Here is a 19143-nt window from a genome sequence, read left to right as displayed (position 1 = left end):
ATGAACACGCGTTTCCTCGAAACCTTCGTCACGCTCGCGAAGCTGCGCAACTTCCGCACGACGGCCGCCGCGCTGCATGCGACGCCGGCCGCGATCTCGCAGCGCCTGAAGGCGCTCGAGGACGAATTGCAGACCGTGCTCGTCGACCGCGACAGCCGCGAATTCCGGCTCACGCCGAACGGCGAGTACCTGCTCGGCTATGCGAAGGCCGTCGTCGAGGCGACGCACGAGCTGCAGGCCGCCGCGGCCGGCGAAAGCGCGCTGCGCGGCAAGTTGCGGCTCGGCGTGATCGAGACGGTCGTGCACAGCTGGCTGCCGCATTACCTGCGCCGCCTCGCCGCCGACTATCCGCAATTGGAGATCGACCTGACCGTCGACGTCAGCGTCGTGCTGCAGCGCCGGCTGATGGCCGGCGAACTGGACCTGATCATTCGCGTGGAGGGAAGCGACGAGGCGTCGGTCGTCTGTGACGCGCTCGCGAACTATCCGGTGCGCTGGATCGCGCGCGCGGGGCTGCTGCCGACTGCGCGCACCGGCCTCGCGCGGCAGGTGCTGCGCCAGCCGATCCTGACCTACGGGCGCGGTACCGCGCCGCACCGCGCGCTCGAGGACATCGTGCGCACGCTCGCGCACGCGCATGGCGTGCCGCTGTCGGAGACGCGCATCACCGGCTCGCCGTCGATCTCGGTGATCGTGCAGCTCGTACGCGACGGCTTCGGCGTCGCCGCGATTCCGGTGCTGTTCGTGGATGCGCTGATCGCGAGCGGCGAGGTCGTCGAGCTGCCGCTGCAGCCGTCGCCGCCGTCGATCGTCGTGTCGATGTCGCGGCGGGCGGACGCGCCGAAGTTCGTGCATGGCGCGTCGATCGCGGCGCGCGCCGCGTGTCACGAGTATTGCGAGAAGAGCAACCGGCTGCTGGTCGAGGCGCTTTGATGTGGTGTGGGGATCCCGGGCGGATCACGCACGGCGCCTGAAGCGCCCGTTCGGCGATCGGCTTACGCCGGCTGCCGCGCATGCGGCTGCGCGAGCTTGCCGTCGCCGTACTCGCGCAGCACCTGCGAGATCACCACGCGATAGCCGTCCAGCCAGCGCGCCTGCTTCGCCTTCGCTTCCAGATGCGCGGGATGCTGCATCAACTGCCGCAGCGCCGCCTCCGATTCCCAGTAGTAGACGTTCTGGATCAGCCCCGCCTCGGCGTTCTCCCACGTCTCCTCGCCGAGGTAGCCGGGCGTCGCGCGCGCCATGTCGGCGATCTGCCGGTCGAGGCGGTGGAATTCGTCGTCGTATTGCCCTGCGCGGAAAATGAAGGTCGATGCGTACATGCGCGCCCCGTCGGAGACGGTTGAAAGAGCGCCAAGTGTAAGGCACGCGCGGCGTGCCGCCGGTGTCACGCGGTGAGCGCGATGGAAGCGTGCCGATCGTCGAGCCACGCATCGATGCGCGGGGCGTCGGTGCGCGTGCCTGCCGTGGCGGCCGGCATCGCGGCGAGTGCGTGCCCCGCACGTTCGAGTGCCTGTGCAAAGCCGCGCAATTCGGCCGTCGCCGGCCGATCGTCGAGACGACGGCGTGCGAGTGCCGCCTCGATACGTGCGTCGATCAACGCGCGCTGCGCGTCGATGAAGTCGATGCACAACGCGCGGCAATGTGCGGACACCGATGCGACGGCCAGCAGCACCGGCACGATCGACATCGTCAGGTAGCCGCCGGGCGCAAGCCGCGCCAACGCCGCGCGCACCTGCGGTCCGCCGTCGATCAGCGATGCGAATACCGCGTCGCGCCATACCGCGCGCTCGAACGCGAGCGCATCGCGAAACGTGTCGAGCGCCGCGCGGTCCGCGACCTGCCCTGCCGTCACGAGCGGCAGCGCCGACGCCATATCGAGGGAAGCCGTGCCGCCGTCCGCGCCGACGATGCAATTCGCACCGAGCCACGCCGTCTCGTCGCGCCGCCCGGCGAGCACGCGGGATTGCAGGCGGTCCGGCAGCATCGGATCGAGCGGCACGGCGCCGCAGATCGAAGGTTTGTCCGCATGCACGCTGCAGCGGCCGTCGTCGGCCAATGCCGGACAGCGCCCGAGCGACGGATAGTCGTAGCCCTGGAGCGTCAGTGCAATCCATTCGTCGCTCGCGCCGCGCGCGCGGTGGAACAACGCGTTCGCGAGCGCATCGCAGGCGGCGATGTCGTCCGCGTCGAGCGCATGGTCGCGTCCGCCCGCGCGCGTCCGTTCACCGATGCGCCGCTTCGGCACACGATGGATCGTCAGCGCGCCGACGAAGCGGTGCCGATGCCGGAACAGTTCGCGCAACGACAGCGTCGGCGCGCTGTTGCAGCAGCGGCCGCACGCATTGCACGCGAGGCGATAGTCGTCTACCACGGCCGCCGCACCGAGTCCTGATAGCGCGTCAGGATGAAATGCGCGACGTCGTCCGAGTGATACGCGGCGACGAGCTGCGCGACCCACGGCTTCGTGCGGTCGGCGTCGCGCACGGTCAGCACGTTCGCATACGGCGAGCGCGCATCCTCGAGATTGATGCTGTCGCGCGCCGGCTGCAGCCCCGCGCGCGCGGCGTCCTCGTAGTCGATCGCGACGAACGCGGCCGAGTCGAGCGCCGCATGCAGCCGGTCGCGGCGCAGCGCGACGAACTTCAGCGCGAGCCGGTTGCCCGTCACGTCGCGCAGCGTCGCATGCAGGCCGGCCTGGTCGCGCAGCGTCACCAGCGTGTCGTTCTGCAGCAGCACGAGCGCGCGAGCCATCCCGCGCGAATCGGCCGGGATCGCGACCGTCGCGCCCGGCTGCAGTTCGTTCAGACTCCTGATCTTGCGCGAATAGAGCGCCATCGGCAGCGTGACGGTCGGCGCGACGGCGTTCAGTGCATGACCTTTCGCCGTGCGCGTCGCGGCAAGGCGCTGCGCGTCCTCGAAGCTCGCCGCGTCGATCCTGCCGTCGGCGAGTGCAGTATCGATGCGCGACGCGTCGTCGAATTCGACGACGTCGACGCTCAGCCCGCGCGTGGCGGCGACACGCTTCACCTCGTCCAGGATGTCCGCATGCACGCCGCGTGTCACGCCGACGCGGATCGTCGACGTGACGGATTCGGCCGCAACGATCCAGCCCGAAGTGGCGACACCGCATGCAACGATCAGCGACGCGGCAACGCAATGCATCACCCGCTTCATGACGCATCCCTCAGAATCGTGCGGAACCCGATATGCGATGCACCGAGATCCGCTTCCTGCTGTTCGCGCGACGACGCGCGATAGCGCACGCAGTAATCGCGCGAGCACAGGAACGAGCCGCCCTTGATCACCATCGGCGTGTCGTGCCGGCGCGTCGGCGGTGCGACGGCCGCCGTGTCGCCGTTCGTGTGCGACTGATGCGGGCCCGTGTACGTGTCCTTCGTCCATTCCCATGCGTTGCCGATCATGTCGTACAGGTGGAAACCGTTCGCCGCATAACAGCCGACCGGTGCCAGGCCCGCGTGGCCGTCCTCGGCCGTATCGAGCACCGGGAACGCGCCCTGCCAGTAGTTCGCGGCCGGCTTGCCCTGCGCGTCGCGCGGCGCCGCATCGAGCGACGCGTCGTCGCGACCGGCCTTGCCCGCATATTCCCATTCGGCTTCGGTCGGCAGATCGCGGCCGAGCCAGCGCGCATACGCGAGCGCGTCGCGCTGCGTGACGAGCGTGACGGGCAGGTTGCCGAGCCCGTCGACGCTGCTGCCGGGGCCGCGCGGCTGCCGCCACGATGCGCCCTTCACCCAGGTCCACCACGCGAGGTCGCGCGCGTTCAGTTCGTCGCGCGTCGGCACGTGAAACACGGCCGCGCCGCCCTGCTGCTCGGCCTCGGTCACGTAGCCGGTCGCCTGCACGAACGCAGCGAACTGCGCGATCGTCACGTCCGTCTGGTCGATCCAGAAGCCGCCGACGCGTGTCTTGCCGTCGCCCGCCGGACGCTCGTCCGCATAGCCGCGTGTGCTGCCGAACACGAACGCGCCGCCGCTCAGGTGCACCATCCCGGCCTTCGGGTCGTCGCGCCACTTCGCGGGCAGCCCCGAGTAGCGCTCGCACTGCCGCTCCGAGCCGAGCGGCACGAGCGGGCGGCCGCGATTCGCGTCGTCGAAGGCGCCGGCGGGCGACGCCGACGGGCTCGCATAGCCGACGGCGAACGCAGCCGCGAACAGCGTGGCCGCGAGCGCCGTGCCGAGTGTCCGGAAGCGGAACTGCATCGTGCCGTCCTCAGTAGTAGCCGCGCGGGCGCAGCGGTTCCACCCCGCCGACGTTGCTCATGTACGTCTTCCACTGATCGACGAGCGTGCTGATCACCGACGGGTTCTGCGCCGACACGTCGGTCGTCTCGCCGCGGTCCGCCGCAAGGTCGTACAGCTGCCAGTGGCCATCGAGCGGCCCGAGCGGCGGCTCGGTCCACAACGCCTTCCAGCGGCCGTCGGCGCTGCGCAGGTATGCCCGGCCGTACGCTTCGTCGCCGAACGGCGTGGTATGCACCTCGCCCGTCGCCGAGCCGGTGAGCACCGGCAGCAGCGACTGGCCCGTCGGCGGATAGACGTAGCGGTTGTTGTAGACGACCTTGCCCTTGTTCTGGTCGACACCCGTCAGCGTGTTCACGAGCGGCGGCGCCGGCTGCGACGGCGGCGTGACGCCCGCGACCGCGAGGAAGGTCGCCGTGTTGTCGGTCACGTGCGTGAACGCGCGCAGCGTCGGCAACTGGCGTGTCTGCCCCGGCAGCCGCACGATCGTCGGCGTCGACACGCCGCCTTCGGCCGAATAACCCTTCGTGAGCCGGAACGGCGTCGCGCTCACTTCGGCCCAGCGCAGCCCGTACTGCAGCCGTTGCGCGTTCTGCTTGCCGTTGTCGGTGCCGAGCGTCGAATAGACCGGCTCCTGCCCGTTCGCGGTGTCGGTCGCCGTCGGGTCCGCGCCGGAGTCGATCGGCCAGCCTTCCGCGCCGTTGTCCGACTGGAACATGATGAACGTGTTGTCGTATTCGCCGATGTCCTTCAGGTGCTGGATCAAGCGGCCGATGTTGTAGTCGAGGTTCTCGACCATCCCCGCATAGATCTCCATGTAGCGCGCCTGCGCGCGGCGCTCGGCCGGGCTCAGGCTCGCCCACAGCTTGTCGACCTTGCCGGTGCCGTAGTCGCTGTAGCCGTCGGCGGCCGAATGCACGGCGCTGATGTACTTCGCGTTCGCGGTGCCGTTGTTCGCCGTCGCCGGCGACGCGGCCGTCGTTTCGGGCAGGCCGTCAAACGGCTTGAAGTCGGCGGGAATCAGGCCGAGCGCCTTCTGCCGCGCGATCCGCGCGTTGCGGATCGCATCGTAGCCGGCGTCGTATACGCCTGCGTACTTGTGCAGCCACGGGTCCGGCACCTGCAGCGGCCAGTGCGGCGACGTGTAGGCCGCGTACGCGAAGAACGGCTTGCCGTCCTGCCTGTTCGCATCGATGTACGAGATCAGCTTCTGCGTATAGAAGTCCGTCGAGTAGAACACGGCCGGATTGCCGCCCGCGCCGCCCGGCTGTCCGGGCTGGCCCGGCTGCACGTAGCTGCCGTCTTCCGTGTAGTTCGACGAGCCGGCCGGCTCGTGCGCGAAATGGTTCGTCGCCGCGCCGCCGAGCAGCACGTAGCTGCGCTCGAAACCCCACTGGTCGGGCGTCTGTCCGCTGCCCGTCGCACTGCCGACGATCCCCGAGCCGATGTGCCACTTGCCGGCGATGTACGTGTGATAGCCGGCGTCCTTCAGTAGTTGTGCGAACGACAGCGCGCGATCGTTCAGGTAGCCTTCGTAGCCGGGCAGCCCGCGCCGCTCGTCGGTCGGCACGCCCATCGTGCCTTCGCCGACGAGGTGGTGATCGGTGCCGGAAATCAGCATCGCGCGCGTGATCGCGCAGACGGTGCCCGTGTGGTGGTTCGACAGGATGCGGCCCGACGCGACGAGCGCGTCGAGGTTCGGCGTGTTGATCTCGCCGCCGAATGCGTGGATGTCGGAATAGCCGAGATCGTCGGCCATGATGTACAGGATGTTCGGGCGTTTCGCGGCCTGCGGCGGTGTCGCGGCGGACTGCGACGGCGCATCGCTGTCGACGCCCCCGCACGATGCGAGCGACAACGCGCCGGCAATCGCGGCGCAGACGACACGGAAACGGAAGGCATGCAACGGCGACGCGGACTTTTTCATTTTGTCGAACGCTCGATTACGGATCGGCGATCTTAGCGGCGCCCGCGCGGCGCCCAAAGTCGGATTCGTCACATGCTAACGGGAAGGGGGAATATGCACGCCGCCCCGCGCTTGCCCGTGCTGGTCATTCCCGATATCGAGATAGGAAATGAAATCCCGAACGCATAATCCGATCGCATACCGCGATGAAAGCGTGCGACCGCATATTGTTGTCGGTCGAAAGCACAACGCTGTATGCCACCCGACCGTGAAATGTTCATCGGAGACCTCATGTTGAAAATCAAGGACCTACTGAAAACCCTCTCTACGTTCGAGCCTTACCGGCCGGCAAAAGCATTGTCGATGGAGCGAGCGCGGAAGGGCTCGATACTTCTGCTTGCTGGCGGCGGCATTTGTTTTCTGCTGCTCCTCTTGATGGTGGCATGGCACAAACTGGCGCCTGCAGAGTGGCAAAAAACGCCGGCCTTGGCGCTCTATGCGTTCACCGTGGTCTTGAGCCTTCTCTCTCTCATCGTTGAGCCCATCGTCGGCGTCATGCAGATGTTTCGCTGGAAACAGGAAGCGCTGGATACGCTCATTCGCGAGATAGAGACTGATGAGAAAAGCGCCCGGCTTCTGAACAGCTATGCCGACAACACACTGAAATACGCGCAGCATTGCCTGCAACTCAAGGTGAAGCGCCTCGACTCACGCGTCGTTTCATTCTTCGGCGGAGGTACGGCGGCCTATGCGCTTCTTGCCATCACGCTCACCAATATCAAAGATGCGGGCGGATTGCCGTGGCTGCGGAACACGCTGACGAACGGATTCGTCTCCGGAAACTTCAGCAATACGGCGATTCTCTGGGGTATCGCGCTGGTTTTCGGTCTGTCCGTCGGCTCGATGATGCTGAAGCGCGTCCAGTCGCGCTTCGCTTACCAACTCGAGCTAATCGAACTGACGCTGTTGCGGCGAACGTTGGAGAACGCGGAAAAGAACACACAGCGTTCAGCAGCGCTGTCGGGTGATCGTCCATAGCGCATCCACGCAAATGCATTTCGGAATCCGTTATTGGATCGCGCCGCCACGCGTTTTTATACTCGTCAGCACTCTCTGCTAAAGAGTGCCAGCCAATTTCGACACAACAGAACAGGACGGACAGATGAGCCTACGCCCCTTGCACGACCGGGTCATCGTGAAACGACTCGACCAGGAAACCACCACCGCCTCGGGCATCGTGATCCCCGACAGCGCCGCGGAAAAGCCCGACCAGGGCGAAGTGATCGCCGTCGGCCCCGGCCGCAAGGACGCGGACGGCCAGCGCATCGTGCCCGACCTGCAGGTCGGCGAACGCGTGCTGTTCGGCAAGTACGCGGGCCAGGCGGTCAAGGTGGACGGCAATGAATTCCTCGTGCTGCGCGAGGAAGACATCGTCGCGGTCGTCAATCAATAACGGAGTGCAAATCATGGCAGCGAAGGAAATCATTTTCAGCGACGTCGCACGTGCGAAGCTGACCGAAGGCGTCAACATTCTCGCGAACGCGGTGAAGGTCACGCTCGGGCCGAAGGGCCGCAACGTCGTGCTCGAACGCAGCTTCGGCGCACCCGTCGTCACCAAGGACGGCGTGTCGGTCGCGAAGGAAATCGAACTCGCGGACAAGCTGCAGAACATCGGCGCGCAGCTCGTGAAGGAAGTCGCGTCGCGCACCAGCGACGCCGCCGGCGACGGCACGACGACGGCCACCGTGCTCGCGCAGGCGATCGTGCGTGAAGGCCAGAAATACGTCGCGGCCGGGCTCAACCCGCTCGACCTGAAGCGCGGCATCGACAAGGCGGTGGCAGCGGCCGTCGACGAGCTGAAGAAGATCAGCAAGCCGACCACCACCAGCAAGGAAATCGCGCAGGTCGCGACGATCTCCGCGAACGGCGAGGAATCGATCGGCCAGCGCATCGCCGAGGCGATCGACCGCGTCGGCAAGGAAGGCGTGATCACCGTCGAGGACGGCAAGTCGCTCGCCGACGAGCTCGACGTCGTCGAAGGGCTGCAGTTCGACCGCGGCTACCTGTCGCCGTACTTCATCAACAACGCCGACAAGCAGATCGCCGAGATCGAGAACCCGTACATCCTGCTGCACGACAAGAAGATCTCGAACATCCGCGACCTGCTGCCGGTGCTGGAGCAGGTCGCGAAGTCGGGCCGTCCGCTGCTGATCATCGCGGAAGACGTCGAAGGCGAAGCGCTCGCGACGCTCGTCGTGAACAACATCCGCGGCATCCTGAAGACGGTCGCGGTCAAGGCGCCGGGCTTCGGCGATCGCCGCAAGGCGCTGCTGGAAGACATCGCGATCCTGACCGGCGGCCAGGTCGTCGCCGAGGAAACGGGCCTCACGCTCGAGAAGGCGACGCTCGCCGAACTCGGCCAGGCCAAGCGCATCGAGGTCGGCAAGGAAAACACGACCGTGATCGACGGCGCGGGCGACGCGAAGAACATCGAGGCGCGGGTGAAGCAGATCCGCGTGCAGATCGAGGAAGCGACCTCCGACTACGATCGTGAAAAGCTGCAGGAACGCGTGGCCAAGCTCGCGGGCGGCGTCGCGGTGATCAAGGTCGGCGGCGCGACCGAGATCGAAGTGAAGGAGAAGAAGGACCGCGTCGACGACGCGCTGCACGCGACGCGTGCGGCCGTCGAGGAAGGCATCGTGCCGGGCGGCGGCGTCGCGCTGATCCGCGTGCGGCAGGCGATCCGCGCGCTCAAGGGCGCGAACGCCGACCAGGACGCGGGCGTCAAGATCGTGCTGCGCGCGCTCGAGGAACCGCTGCGCCAGATCGTCACGAACGCGGGCGAGGAAGCGAGCGTGGTCGTCGCGAAGGTCGCGGAAGGCACGGGCAACTTCGGCTACAACGCGCAGACCGGCGAATACGGCGACCTCGTCGAGTCGGGCGTGCTCGATCCGACCAAGGTCACGCGCACGGCGCTGCAGAACGCGGCATCGGTCGCGGGGCTGCTGCTGACGACCGACGCGACCGTGTTCGAAGCGCCGAAGGATGCGGCGCCGGCCGCGGTGCCGGGCGGCCCGGGTGCGGGCGGGCCCGGGTTCGATTTCTGACATCGCTGTGCGCGGCCGCCCGAACCGGGCAACCGCGCTTCGATCCACGACGCGTGGCGGCACCGGTCGCCACGCGTTTTTTCATGCGTGAACGCCGCGCCCGCCGTCGTCAGAACATCTGGCGCAGGCCGATCGCGGCCCCGACGTTGTTGGTCCTGCCGATCTGGTCGACCTTGCCGGTGAGCCGGTTGGTGGCGCCCGGATAGTCGGCCGCGAACGCGCCGTTGCCGCGCGCGAAATCGACCGTGCCGTATACCTCGGTGTGCTTCGACAGCGCATATTCGGCCAGCACGGTCGCCGAGTAGTTGATTCCGGAGCCGAGCGTGCCGTCGAGCCGCTCCGCATTGCGCGCGTGGCCGTAATAGCCGGCCACCGTGATCAGCAGGGGCGCGGTAGCCTGCCAGTTCGCGCCGACGTAGAACGTATCGTCGATACGATTCGGGCTGCCGCCACCGAGCGTGGGCGCGCCGGCCTGCTGCATGTTGAAGTCGGTCGTGCCCGTCTTGTCCTGCCCGTGCAGCCAGCCGGCCAGCAGGCGCACGGACGGCGTGACCTGGTACGCACCGCTCACGTGCAGGAAGTTCACCTTCGCGCCGTTGACCGCGCTGCCGTTCACGGACGACACCGAGGTCTGCTGGAAGCCGGCGTTGATCGACGCGGGCCCTTGCGCGTAGGTCAGCTCGACACCGTACGTGCTGTCGAGACCCATCGCACCGGCATGATTGCCGAACCCGTAGATCGCATCGACGCTGAAGCCGTTGGTCGAGAACTTGTACTTCACCGAGTTCGCCACCGTCAGGTAGTTGCCGATGCCGTTGTACGCCCAGCTGTCCTGCCAGTAGTCGCCGACGGTCATCGGGTCGAACACGTCGCCCATCGTGTCGTACAGCGGCGCGTACTGGTTGCCGAAGGTCAGCGAGCCGTACCGGTCGCTCGCCAGGCCGACGTACGCCTGCCGGCTGAACAGCGTGTTCGCGACGTGCAGCCTGCCGTCGCCGAGCTCGAAGCCGTTCTCGAGACGAAAGATCGCCGCGAGGCCGCCGCCGAGATCCTCGCTGCCGCGCAAGCCCCAGCGGCTGTGCGTTTCCGGGCCGACCGTCATGCCGACCAGGTCCCGGCCGTCGGGGCCGGCGTTAGTCTGATAGCGGATCGCCGTATCGACGAGGCCATACAACGTGACGGAACTCTGCGCAAAGGCGGGTGATGCCGCTGCTACGGCGAACACCGCGCCGACACCACCGGATAAGACGATGCGGTTCATGAAAGGCCTCCCTGAGCGATTGATTTTGTAAGCAGTCCGACAGCATTTGCGGCTGGCGGACGGTACTGCGCTCGGGAGAATAATCGGTCATATTCGCGACACCTATTGCCGATTCCGGATTGCACCTTTCCAACGCGCTCAACAATGACGGCGGCGTGCGGCGCACGCTCGCCGGCCGGTGCCGAAACGACCGCGAGGCGCCATCGACGGCACGCCGGGGTAAGATGAACGCTCCTTCCGCCGCTTCGCCGCCCGCGCCATGTCGACCACCATCAACACCCTGCTGCCGCTCGCCGGCGTCCTGCTGCTCAGCGTGGCCAGCCCCGGCCCGAACTTCGTGATCGTCACGTCCACCGCGCTCGCGCAGCGCCGCGCAGGCGTGATGACCGGGCTCGGCCTCGCCGCCGCATCGGGCACCTGGGCCGCGATCGCGATTGCCGGCCTCGGCCTGCTCGTGACCCACGTCGCCTGGGTGCACACCGCGCTGCGACTGGCAGGCGCCACGTACCTGATCTGGCTCGGCCTGAAGATGGTGCTGAGCGCACGCAAGCCGCTCGCCGTGTCCGCGCCGCCCGCGTCCTCCGGCTGGCAGGCCGCGAAGAAGGGCTACGTGGTCAGCATGACGAACCCGAAATCCGTCGCGTTCTACGGCAGCATCTTCGCGTTGATGGTGCCGGCGCATACGCCGGTGTGGCTCGATCTCACGGTCGTCGTGCTGTCGATCGGGATTTCGGGCGCGTGGTACTGCGCGATGGCGCTGCTCGCATCGCATCCGTCGGTGCGCCGGCTGCTGATCCGGCGCAAGGCCGTGCTCGACACGACGGCCGGGCTGCTGCTGATGGGGCTCGGCGGGCGCATGCTGGCCGGGCGCTGAGCGCCGTCGCGCTGCCGCATCGCCACGAGAAAAGGCCGCTTGCGACGCCCCGTTGCCGGGAGTCGCAAGCGGCCTTTCCGCATGCCGCGCGCCTCAGCGCCGTGCCGCCAGCCTTCTCACGACGCTCACGAGCGCATCGACCTCATCGCACGTGTTGTAGAACGCCAGCGACGGCCGCACCGTCGCCTCGAGCCCGAAGCGCCGCAGGATCGGCTGCGCGCAGTGATGCCCGGAGCGCACCGCGATACCCTCTTCGTTCAGCGCCTGCCCGACTTCCTCGGTCTCATAGCCCTTCAGCACGAACGACAGCACGCTCGCCTTGTCGCGCGCGGTGCCGACGAGCCGCACGCCCGGCACCGGCGCGAGCACGCTCGTCGCATACGCGAGCAGGTCGTGCTCGTAACGCGCGATGTTCTCGATGCCGACGCGGCTCACATAGTCGAGCGCCGCGCCGAGCCCCACCGCATCCGCGATGTTGCCGGTGCCGGCCTCGAAGCGGTTCGGCGGCGGCTGGAACACCGTGCGCTCGAACGTCACGTCCGCGATCATGTTGCCGCCGCCCTGCCAGGGCGGCATGTCGTCGAGGATCGCGCGCTTGCCGTACACGACGCCGATCCCGGTCGGCCCGTAGATCTTGTGCCCGGAGAACACGAAGAAGTCCGCATCGAGCGCCTGCACGTCGACGCGCATGTGCGAGATCGACTGCGCACCGTCCACAAGCGCCTTCGCGCCCGCGCGATGCGCGAGTTCGACGATCTCCTTCACCGGCACGACCGTGCCGAGCGCGTTCGACACCTGCGTGACGGACACGATCCTGGTGCGGTCGTTGAGCAGCTTCCGGTATTCGTCGAGCAGCACCTGCCCCGAATCGTCGACCGGAATCACGCGCAGCTTCGCGCCTTTGAGTGCGGCAAGCTGCTGCCACGGCACGATGTTCGCGTGATGCTCGAGGTTCGACACGATGATCTCGTCGCCTTCGCCGACGTTCTGCACGCCCCACGACTTCGCGATCAGGTTGATCGCCTCGGTGGTGCCGCGCACGAACACGATCTCGTCCGGCGACGACGCGCCGATGAAGCGCTGCACCGTTTCCCGCGCATGCTCGTACGCATCCGTCGCACGGCCGGCCAATGCATGCGCCGCGCGGTGGATGTTCGAGTTCTCGTGCGCATAGAAATACGCGAGTCGGTCGATCACGGCCTGCGGCTTGTGCGTCGTCGCCGCGTTGTCGAACCAGACGAGCTGCTTGCCGTTCACGCGCTCCTGCAGGATCGGGAAATCGCGGCGGATCGCGTTCACGTCGAACGGCGGGTGTGCGCCGCGATACAACTGACCTTGCGGCTCGGCTACGCGCGTATCGTCGATGAAGTAACGCGGCACCTCGCCGCCCGATGCGCGCGACACGGGCACGTCGCGCTGCACGGCGAGCAGTTCGCGCAGCGCATCGTCCCCCGGCAGTCCGAACGCTTCCGGCGACGCGAGGCCGTTCGACGGCACGACGATGTCCTGCGGCGTCGCCTGCCAGCCCTGCCGCGAGCCGTCGGTGAAGTAAAACGGCGACGCGGACGGCGCGGCCTGCACCGCGCCCTCCGACACCGCCGCCTGCGCCTGCGGCACGCCGAGCGCCGCGCCGCCGACGCGCGGCTCGAACGCGGGCGCGATCGACACCGCGTTGTCGGGCAGCCCGTTCTGCGCGGCCGCGTGCGGCGCGAGCGCGGGCACGCGATTGCCGAGCGACAGCACGTGCGTCGGCGCGGACGGCGCGAGGTTCGTGCCGGGCGCCTTGCCTTGCGGCAGCGCGAGGCCCGGCACGCCGGTGCCCGTGCCGCCCGGCCCCGCGAGCGGCGAGCCGCCCGGCGCCGGATTGCTCACCGACGCGAGGATCGGCGCGGCAGCCGGCAGCGCCGACGGCACGCCGCCGACCGCCCCGCTGCCCGCCGACAGCCCGGGCGCGGTGGCCTGCCCGGGCGGCGTCGCGAAGAACTCGGACGCGAGCCGCGCGAGCGCCGCCGGGTCGGGCAGGCCGGCCGGCAGCGGCGCGTGCGGCAACGCGAGCGCGTCGCTGCCGGCCGAGCCGGGATTAACGGTAGGTGTCGGGATAGTCATGGTACTTGGCGATTTCGACGTCATCGAGGACAGCCAGCGCATCCGGCGAATGGACCGCGAGCGAGCAGTACAGCGAGATCAGGTACGACGCGATCGCCTGGTTGTTGATCCCCATGAAGCGCACCGACAGGCCCGGCCCCTGCTCGCCCGCGACGCCCGGCTGATAGAGGCCGACCACGCCCTGGCGCTTGTCGCCGACGCGCAGCAGCAGGATCTTGGTCTTGCCGTCCGCGACCGGCACCTTGTCCGAAGGGATCAGCGGAATGCCGCGCCACGTGAGGAACTGCGAGCCGAACAGGCTGACCGTCGGCGGCGGCACGCCGCGCCGCGTGCATTCGCGGCCGAACGCGGCGATCGCGAGCGGGTGCGTGAGGAAGAACGCCGGTTCCTTCCATACCTTGGTCAGCAGTTCGTCGAGGTCGTCCGGCGTCGGCGCGCCCGTCAGCGGGAAAATCCGCTGTTCGTCGGTCACGTTCGCGAGCAGCCCGTAGTCCGGGTTGTTGATCAGCTGGCTTTCCTGCAGTTCCTTGATCGTCTCGATCGTCAGGCGCAGCTGTTCCTTGATCTGGTCGTGAGGACTGCTATAGAGATCGGAGATCCGCGTATGTACGTCGAGCACCGTGCTCACCGCGTTCAGGAAATACTCGCGCGGCTGTTCCTCGTACGGCACGAAGGTCTGCGGCAGCACGCTTTCGTCCTCGAGCTGCGTGCACGCGGCGCGCACGGCTTCCGGGTTCTTCACCTGGTTCAGGCGGTAGATGCCGGCCTCGACCGGCACCCACTGCAGCAGATGGGTCAGCCAGCGCGGCGTAATCGTGGAAAGCTGCGGGACGGTCTTGGTAGCGTTCGCTAGTTGGCGGGCGGCGTGATCGCTCAGCGCGGCCGTGCCGCTTGCAACGGTCGACATGTGTGGCTCCGGGTTCTTAAGATGAAAAACGGGATTGCTTATGACGCTGGGTGATTATCGGAAGCACGCACCTGCCGGCTCAACATGCTATAGCCGTCACGCGGCACCACCGAATGGGAAAGGAAGCGGAATGCGTCAGGCGACGGACACGCCGGGCAACAGCGTCGAGATCGACACGTCGAACGCGCGCGCGATCTTGTCGGCGGTGACGATCGAGGCGATCGCCTCGCCGCGCTCGATCTCGCCGACGTACGAGCGGTTCAGCCCCGCGTGTTCGGCGAGCTGCTCCTGCGACCACGTGCGCGCCTCGCGCAGCTTGCGCACGTTGGCGCCGAAGTGCTGGATCAGGTCGCTCATGTCGTCACCTGTGCGTCGGGCACCGGCTCGGCCGGCTCGCTTCGCGCGCGCGGCGCGGCATTCGCCTCGCTGCGCAGCACGGCCTGCGTGATGTTCGCGCCCGCCGGCACGTCCTGCGTGAGCCACACGTTGCCGCCGATCACCGCGCCGCGGCCGATCGTCACGCGCCCGAGGATCGTTGCGCCCGCATAGATCACCACGTCGTCCTCGACGATCGGATGGCGCGCGAGCCCCTTCTCCAGATGACCGGCCGCATCGCGCGGGAAGCGCTTCGCGCCGAGCGTGACGGCCTGGTACACGCGCACGCGCTCGCCGATGATCGCGGTCTCGCCGATCACGACACCCGTGCCGTGGTCGATGAAGAAGCCGCCGCCGATCCGCGCGCCCGGGTGAATGTCGATGCCGGTTTCCGCATGCGCCTGCTCGGCGATGATCCGCGCGAGCAGCGGCAGCCCGAGCCGGTACAGCTCGTGCGCGAGCCGGTGGTGGATCATCGCGAGAATGCCGGGATAGCACAGCAGCACTTCGTCGACGCTGCCCGCCGCCGGATCGCCGTGGAACGCGGCCAGCACGTCGCTGTCGAGCAGCCGGCGGATGTCGGGCAGGCGTGCCGCGAAGGCCTGCACGGCGGTGGCGGCCGCTTCGTCGATCTGCGCGTCGGCGTTGCGTTGCCGCGCCGCGTAGCGCAGCTCGAGCGTCACCTGCGCAAGCAGCGCGTTCAGCGCCGCGTCGAGCGCGTGGGCCACATAGAAGTTCTCGCTCTCCTGCCGCAGGTCGGGCGGCCCGAGCCGCATCGGGAACAGCACGCCCTTGAGCGCGCCGATGATCTGTGCGAGCGCCTCGCGCGCCGGCAGGTCGCGCCCGCCCGGTTCGAGCGAGCGCCGCTGCTTCTCGCGCCACGCGCGGCGCACGGTCTGGAGCGACTGAACGATGTCGTCGATATCGAATGCGGCCATGCTGACTTCTCCCCGTAACGGCCGTGACTCAGTCCTGCGCCCACGGCAGGCCGCGATGGCGCCAGCCGTTGCTGCCGCCGCGATGCTGTTGTTCGTCGAGGTCGCCCTCGAACCCTTCGAGCACGTTGAATACCTGCGTGAAGCCGCCTTTGGCCGCGGCCTCGGCTGCCTGCGCGGAGCGGTTGCCGCTGCGGCAGAGCAACAGCACGACCGCGTCCTTGCCGGTCTTCGCTTCCAGTTCGCGCACGAAGCGCGGGTTGCGCGTCATGCTCGTGCCGGTCGCCCACGGCACGTGCAGCGACTCCGGCACGTGGCCGACGAATTTCCGTTCTTCCGCGGTGCGCACGTCGACCAGCAACGCGTCGCCGGCGGAAAAGAGCGCCCACGCGGCTTCCGGCGCCACGCCGCCCGCGTACGGCGTGCCCGCCGCTGCGGCCGCCGCGCGGGCGTCTTCGAGCGCCTGCTGGGCGGCGGTTCGTTCTTCCAATGCAAACGTCATCACGCTTCCTTGTTCTCGCAGATTCGTATGATCAAACATGCCGGGAATGCGGCCGGTGCAGCTTGCGTGCTGTCTATAGCCGTCAGCCCCACTATGCGAGCGCGCTCGGGGAAGCAGAACCAATAAAAATTCATTTCCTAATCAGCAGCGCGTGAAATGCAATAGCAGACGCGCGCAATTGGGGCGGATTCGTGCGGAGGACGGGGAGCGATGGCCGTTCGATGTCGCGCATCGAAGGTTTTTTGAAAGGATCGGCGGCGGCGAAGCCGGGAACGATGCCGCATGCGACGCGCGCCGCACGTCGTGATGGAATCCTGAATGGAATCGTGGGCCGGGTCGAACGGCGCACGCTTCGATGAATCGGCGAACGGGAGGCGGCCGGCGCGGTGCATCGCCGACGCACCACGCCCGTCACCGCATCAGCGGCCCGGATCGCCGCCGCGGGCAATCGCGCGACCCACCTCGTCGGCCTGCCGACGCACGTCGTCGGGACGATGCTCGACCACCGCGTTGATCGCCGGGTTCACCGCTTCGAGGCGGGCCAGCGCGGCATCCGCCACTTCCCGCGCGGACACTTCACGTTGCTGCTCGCGCTGCGCGATTTCGGTCGCCGACAGTTGCCAGAGTTGCCGCGTCATGAATTCTCCTCGTCAAGGGACTTCACAATCACCGACGGCGCCGCGCGTCAAGCACGCCGCGCCGCCGCCTTCACTCACTGCGCATCCTGCTTCGCACGTTCCGCGGCCGCGATGATCGCGTCGGCCACGGCTTTCGGTTGGCTCAGCATCGCGACGTGGCTGCCGTTCACACGCGTGACCGTCGCGCCGATCCGCTTCGCCATCGCCTCCTGCAGCTTCGGATCGATCATCCGGTCCTGCGTCGCGACGACGAACGACGACGGCTTCGCATGCCACGCGGCCTGCGCGACCTTCTCCGAAATGCAGCCACCGTACCAGGGCCCCTGCGTCGCCGCGACGACGCGCTGCTGCGCGGGCGGCAGGTCCGGCGCGAAATCCTGTGCGATCGCCTTGTCCGACAGCGTCGCGAAACCGCCTGCATCGTTGCGCAACTCGCCGGCCCACGACGGTGCCGGCAGCCCCTGCGTGACGTCGGCGATCGACTGGCCGCTGTCCGGCGCGAACGCGGCGACGTAGACGAGCGACTTCACCTTGTCGTCGTTGCCCGCATCGCTGATCACGACACCGGCCCACGAATGGCCGACCAGCACGACGGGCCCCTTCTGCTCGTCGATCGCGCGCTTCGTCGCGGCCGTGTCGGCGGCGAGCGAGCTCAGCGGGTTCTGCACCGATACGACATGCAGGCCGCGCGCTTCGAGCAGCGGAATCACGCGGTTCCAGCTCGATCCGTCGGCGAACGCGCCGTGCACCAGCACGACGTTCGTGCCCTTCAGGTCTTCCTTGGGCGCCGCCTGCGCCGAGACCGCACCGAACAGCCCGCCGAGCACCGCAGCGGACACCAGAACCCGTTTCGTCAAACCGACCATCGTCATGCTCCTTTTCATCGTGTTGTTCATCTGAAGTGTTGCTGATCGAGCCGCGCCTGCGTGCGGCAGGCGCGGCAGCGGATCACGAATGCGCGTACAGATCGTCCGCGTCCGTGCGCGCGTTCCGCGCGGCGCGCTGGTCGGCCGCGGCGTAGCGGGCGGCCGGCGCCGACGCGGCAGCCACGTTGTCGTCCTGCGACTTCGATGGGCCGTTCTGATCGGAGCGCGCGACCTGCTGCGCTGCGATGACGTTCTGTGCGGCGGCGATATCGTCCGGGTAACGCGCGTCGCTGCCGGCCGGGTTGTAGCCGGCCTGCTCGAGCCGGACGAGGTCGGCGCGCACATCGGCGCGCGTGAGGCCGTGGCCGGCATCGGCGAACGACAAGGCGGGGATCGAAGCGAGTACGGCAACTGCGAGGATTCGAGCGGTTTTCATGAGATTTCTCCTGGAAGGAAGGTGGGGTATCGATCACTCGGCATCCGGTGCGAACGCTTGGCACCGAACGTTTTCTGCATGTCGACAGTAGAACCCGCTCACGTATCCGGCTTGTTTCCGAAACCCGCCTTCAGTGCAATCCGATGTCTCCAGAGACTCGATAGATACAGTGCGATACAAATCCGTCAGTATCGCCACGCACATACGGACGATCGCGATTCGAGCGCTGCCAAGTACGGACACGATCTCGCGCGCAATTGCGTCATGAGGCTGATTCGCCGGATGGTCGCCTGTCGGATGACAGCGGGTCGCAAGGCCACGCACTACGTCAACAACGAAGCCATGCGACCGATTCGGGCCTGAAACACATTCTGACAATCCGTGTCCGTTATCACGGCCTCCGCGCGGAGTTTTCGGGCGACCGCGTCTTTCACGCGCGCCGATTCAGTATGCTCGCCGCCTGATCACGTTTCCCTCTTGCTTCGGATACTTATCTTTTCATTCCGTGTCGGTTCGATGACGGTGGAACGCATCCCGCATGTTGAGGAGTCTGGATGACCGATTCAATTTTCGATTCTCGATCGGAAGCGAAAACGCGCAATGACGAACGCGTCTCGCACGCGGCTGCGCCGGACGCGCCCGCATATCGGCCGGCACCGCCGCCGATCGTCGTCGGCCGGGGCGAAGGCGTGACGATGTTTGCGAAGAACACGCCGCTCATCTGCATCAAGCAATTGCCCTTGCCCGGTATCGTGATCTTCGTGCATGGGGTGAACTCGGAGGGCGAATGGTTCGAGGCCTCGGAGGAAGGGCTGTGCGCCGGTCTGAATCGCCGGCTCGGACGTCTGGACGATCAGATGATGTATCACGGTATCGATGCCGGACAGTTGACGCCCGCGAAGTACACGGAGAGTGTGACGCCGGATGGGTTTCTGAACCCGAAGCTCTGGTCCGGCAACTACATCAAA

The 19143-nt window shown here is 67.5% G+C and carries 19 protein-coding genes and 2 pseudogenes; 7 read left to right on the top strand and 14 right to left on the bottom strand.

Features of this window, described 5'->3' with window-relative positions:
* The gene (locus U4Z64_RS33765; RefSeq protein ID WP_044847290.1) at window positions 1-933 is read left to right on the top strand and encodes a LysR family transcriptional regulator; all 933 of its coding nucleotides are present in this window, start codon (window positions 1-3) and stop codon (window positions 931-933) included.
* Window positions 934-995: 62 nt separating this feature from the next.
* Here U4Z64_RS33765 and U4Z64_RS33760 read toward each other — a convergent pair whose 3' ends face one another.
* The 5 genes from U4Z64_RS33760 to U4Z64_RS33740 form a co-directional block, all read right to left on the bottom strand.
* The gene (locus tag U4Z64_RS33760) at window positions 996-1322 is read right to left on the bottom strand and encodes an antibiotic biosynthesis monooxygenase family protein (protein WP_044847291.1); all 327 of its coding nucleotides are present in this window, start codon (window positions 1320-1322) and stop codon (window positions 996-998) included.
* Window positions 1323-1387: 65 nt separating this feature from the next.
* On the bottom strand, window positions 1388-2374 hold the full coding sequence (locus U4Z64_RS33755) for a YkgJ family cysteine cluster protein (RefSeq protein ID WP_321822281.1): 987 nt from the start codon (window positions 2372-2374) through the stop codon (window positions 1388-1390).
* Window positions 2368-3177: a MetQ/NlpA family lipoprotein gene (locus U4Z64_RS33750; RefSeq protein WP_321822280.1), complete on the bottom strand. Its 810-nt coding sequence runs from the start codon at window positions 3175-3177 to the stop codon at window positions 2368-2370. Before U4Z64_RS33750 ends, U4Z64_RS33755 begins: the two co-directional genes overlap by 7 nt.
* Complete coding sequence (locus U4Z64_RS33745) at window positions 3174-4223, bottom strand: formylglycine-generating enzyme family protein (RefSeq protein ID WP_321822279.1); 1050 nt, start codon at window positions 4221-4223, stop codon at window positions 3174-3176. Before U4Z64_RS33745 ends, U4Z64_RS33750 begins: the two co-directional genes overlap by 4 nt.
* 10 nt (window positions 4224-4233) lie before the next feature.
* The gene (locus U4Z64_RS33740; RefSeq protein ID WP_321822278.1) at window positions 4234-6189 is read right to left on the bottom strand and encodes an arylsulfatase; all 1956 of its coding nucleotides are present in this window, start codon (window positions 6187-6189) and stop codon (window positions 4234-4236) included.
* A 270-nt stretch (window positions 6190-6459) separates the two neighbouring features.
* On the opposite strand from U4Z64_RS33740, the gene U4Z64_RS33735 reads away from it, so the two are divergent.
* The 3 genes from U4Z64_RS33735 to groL all read left to right on the top strand — a co-directional run bounded on the left by U4Z64_RS33735 (window position 6460) and on the right by groL (window position 9275).
* Window positions 6460-7206, top strand: coding sequence for a hypothetical protein (locus tag U4Z64_RS33735; RefSeq protein WP_321822277.1), 747 nt, complete (start codon window positions 6460-6462; stop codon window positions 7204-7206).
* Window positions 7207-7330: 124 nt separating this feature from the next.
* Window positions 7331-7621: a co-chaperone GroES gene (locus tag U4Z64_RS33730; RefSeq protein ID WP_011356207.1), complete on the top strand. Its 291-nt coding sequence runs from the start codon at window positions 7331-7333 to the stop codon at window positions 7619-7621.
* A 13-nt stretch (window positions 7622-7634) separates the two neighbouring features.
* Window positions 7635-9275 (top strand): chaperonin GroEL, encoded by a 1641-nt coding sequence (gene groL / locus U4Z64_RS33725; protein WP_044847313.1) that lies wholly within the window; start codon window positions 7635-7637, stop codon window positions 9273-9275.
* A 109-nt stretch (window positions 9276-9384) separates the two neighbouring features.
* Here the strand turns inward: groL and U4Z64_RS33720 are convergent, their stop codons facing one another.
* Window positions 9385-10536 (bottom strand): porin, encoded by a 1152-nt coding sequence (locus tag U4Z64_RS33720; RefSeq protein ID WP_321822276.1) that lies wholly within the window; start codon window positions 10534-10536, stop codon window positions 9385-9387.
* Window positions 10537-10795: 259 nt separating this feature from the next.
* On the opposite strand from U4Z64_RS33720, the gene U4Z64_RS33715 reads away from it, so the two are divergent.
* Window positions 10796-11410 (top strand): LysE family translocator, encoded by a 615-nt coding sequence (locus U4Z64_RS33715; protein ID WP_044847315.1) that lies wholly within the window; start codon window positions 10796-10798, stop codon window positions 11408-11410.
* A gap of 93 nt (window positions 11411-11503) precedes the next feature.
* Here U4Z64_RS33715 and U4Z64_RS33710 read toward each other — a convergent pair whose 3' ends face one another.
* The 5 genes from U4Z64_RS33710 to U4Z64_RS33690 all read right to left on the bottom strand — a co-directional run bounded on the left by U4Z64_RS33710 (window position 11504) and on the right by U4Z64_RS33690 (window position 16235).
* Complete coding sequence (locus U4Z64_RS33710) at window positions 11504-13516, bottom strand: family 2A encapsulin nanocompartment cargo protein cysteine desulfurase (RefSeq protein ID WP_321822275.1); 2013 nt, start codon at window positions 13514-13516, stop codon at window positions 11504-11506.
* The gene (locus tag U4Z64_RS33705; protein ID WP_034205507.1) at window positions 13491-14423 is read right to left on the bottom strand and encodes a family 2A encapsulin nanocompartment shell protein; all 933 of its coding nucleotides are present in this window, start codon (window positions 14421-14423) and stop codon (window positions 13491-13493) included. Before U4Z64_RS33705 ends, U4Z64_RS33710 begins: the two co-directional genes overlap by 26 nt.
* Window positions 14424-14558: 135 nt before the next feature.
* Window positions 14559-14780 (bottom strand): helix-turn-helix domain-containing protein, encoded by a 222-nt coding sequence (locus U4Z64_RS33700; RefSeq protein ID WP_044849007.1) that lies wholly within the window; start codon window positions 14778-14780, stop codon window positions 14559-14561.
* Entirely contained in the window at window positions 14777-15736 is a 960-nt protein-coding gene (gene epsC / locus U4Z64_RS33695; protein ID WP_044849008.1) for a serine O-acetyltransferase EpsC, read from the bottom strand. Before epsC ends, U4Z64_RS33700 begins: the two co-directional genes overlap by 4 nt.
* Window positions 15737-15764: 28 nt before the next feature.
* Complete coding sequence (locus tag U4Z64_RS33690) at window positions 15765-16235, bottom strand: rhodanese-like domain-containing protein (RefSeq protein WP_321822274.1); 471 nt, start codon at window positions 16233-16235, stop codon at window positions 15765-15767.
* 221 nt (window positions 16236-16456) lie between these two features.
* On the opposite strand from U4Z64_RS33690, the gene U4Z64_RS33685 reads away from it, so the two are divergent.
* Window positions 16457-16594 carry a hypothetical protein gene (locus U4Z64_RS33685; protein ID WP_321822273.1) on the top strand — a complete coding sequence of 46 codons (138 nt, stop codon included), beginning with the start codon at window positions 16457-16459 and terminating at the stop codon, window positions 16592-16594.
* 66 nt (window positions 16595-16660) lie between these two features.
* On the opposite strand, the pseudogene U4Z64_RS33680 reads toward U4Z64_RS33685, so the two are convergent.
* The 3 genes and pseudogenes from U4Z64_RS33680 to U4Z64_RS33670 form a co-directional block, all read right to left on the bottom strand.
* Window positions 16661-16873, bottom strand: a pseudogene (locus U4Z64_RS33680) (amidase); the annotation flags it as partial.
* A gap of 74 nt (window positions 16874-16947) precedes the next feature.
* Window positions 16948-17739, bottom strand: coding sequence for an alpha/beta hydrolase (locus U4Z64_RS33675; RefSeq protein WP_321822304.1), 792 nt, complete (start codon window positions 17737-17739; stop codon window positions 16948-16950).
* Between the two features lie 82 nt (window positions 17740-17821).
* Window positions 17822-18175, bottom strand: a complete 354-nt coding sequence (locus tag U4Z64_RS33670) for a DUF4148 domain-containing protein (protein WP_321822272.1) — start codon at window positions 18173-18175, stop codon at window positions 17822-17824.
* A 554-nt stretch (window positions 18176-18729) separates the two neighbouring features.
* Between U4Z64_RS33670 and U4Z64_RS33665 the strand changes: the two are divergent.
* Window positions 18730-19143: pseudogene (locus U4Z64_RS33665) on the top strand (hypothetical protein); the annotation flags it as partial.

The sequence above is a fragment of the Burkholderia sp. BCC1996 genome (assembly GCF_905339955.1).
Lineage (GTDB): Bacteria > Pseudomonadota > Gammaproteobacteria > Burkholderiales > Burkholderiaceae > Burkholderia.
The sequence above is the reverse complement of the archived record's forward strand: the minus strand, read 5'-3'. Positions and strand labels throughout refer to the sequence as shown.

What these genes read in the sequence shown, in the direction of transcription:
- U4Z64_RS33700 (WP_044849007.1), bottom strand. Translation starts at nt 14,780, where the DNA reads ATGAGCGACCTGATCCAGCACTTCGGCGCCAACGTGCGCAAGCTGCGC.
- U4Z64_RS33710 (WP_321822275.1), bottom strand. Translation starts at nt 13,516, where the DNA reads ATGACTATCCCGACACCTACCGTTAATCCCGGCTCGGCCGGCAGCGAC.
- U4Z64_RS33675 (WP_321822304.1), bottom strand. Translation starts at nt 17,739, where the DNA reads ATGGTCGGTTTGACGAAACGGGTTCTGGTGTCCGCTGCGGTGCTCGGC.
- U4Z64_RS33730 (WP_011356207.1), top strand. Translation starts at nt 7,331, where the DNA reads ATGAGCCTACGCCCCTTGCACGACCGGGTCATCGTGAAACGACTCGAC.
- groL (WP_044847313.1), top strand. Translation starts at nt 7,635, where the DNA reads ATGGCAGCGAAGGAAATCATTTTCAGCGACGTCGCACGTGCGAAGCTG.
- U4Z64_RS33720 (WP_321822276.1), bottom strand. Translation starts at nt 10,536, where the DNA reads ATGAACCGCATCGTCTTATCCGGTGGTGTCGGCGCGGTGTTCGCCGTA.
- U4Z64_RS33670 (WP_321822272.1), bottom strand. Translation starts at nt 18,175, where the DNA reads ATGAAAACCGCTCGAATCCTCGCAGTTGCCGTACTCGCTTCGATCCCC.
- U4Z64_RS33685 (WP_321822273.1), top strand. Translation starts at nt 16,457, where the DNA reads ATGTCGCGCATCGAAGGTTTTTTGAAAGGATCGGCGGCGGCGAAGCCG.
- U4Z64_RS33715 (WP_044847315.1), top strand. Translation starts at nt 10,796, where the DNA reads ATGTCGACCACCATCAACACCCTGCTGCCGCTCGCCGGCGTCCTGCTG.
- U4Z64_RS33740 (WP_321822278.1), bottom strand. Translation starts at nt 6,189, where the DNA reads ATGAAAAAGTCCGCGTCGCCGTTGCATGCCTTCCGTTTCCGTGTCGTC.
- U4Z64_RS33765 (WP_044847290.1), top strand. Translation starts at nt 1, where the DNA reads ATGAACACGCGTTTCCTCGAAACCTTCGTCACGCTCGCGAAGCTGCGC.
- U4Z64_RS33705 (WP_034205507.1), bottom strand. Translation starts at nt 14,423, where the DNA reads ATGTCGACCGTTGCAAGCGGCACGGCCGCGCTGAGCGATCACGCCGCC.
- U4Z64_RS33750 (WP_321822280.1), bottom strand. Translation starts at nt 3,177, where the DNA reads ATGAAGCGGGTGATGCATTGCGTTGCCGCGTCGCTGATCGTTGCATGC.
- epsC (WP_044849008.1), bottom strand. Translation starts at nt 15,736, where the DNA reads ATGGCCGCATTCGATATCGACGACATCGTTCAGTCGCTCCAGACCGTG.
- U4Z64_RS33745 (WP_321822279.1), bottom strand. Translation starts at nt 4,223, where the DNA reads ATGCAGTTCCGCTTCCGGACACTCGGCACGGCGCTCGCGGCCACGCTG.
- U4Z64_RS33760 (WP_044847291.1), bottom strand. Translation starts at nt 1,322, where the DNA reads ATGTACGCATCGACCTTCATTTTCCGCGCAGGGCAATACGACGACGAA.
- U4Z64_RS33690 (WP_321822274.1), bottom strand. Translation starts at nt 16,235, where the DNA reads ATGACGTTTGCATTGGAAGAACGAACCGCCGCCCAGCAGGCGCTCGAA.
- U4Z64_RS33735 (WP_321822277.1), top strand. Translation starts at nt 6,460, where the DNA reads ATGTTGAAAATCAAGGACCTACTGAAAACCCTCTCTACGTTCGAGCCT.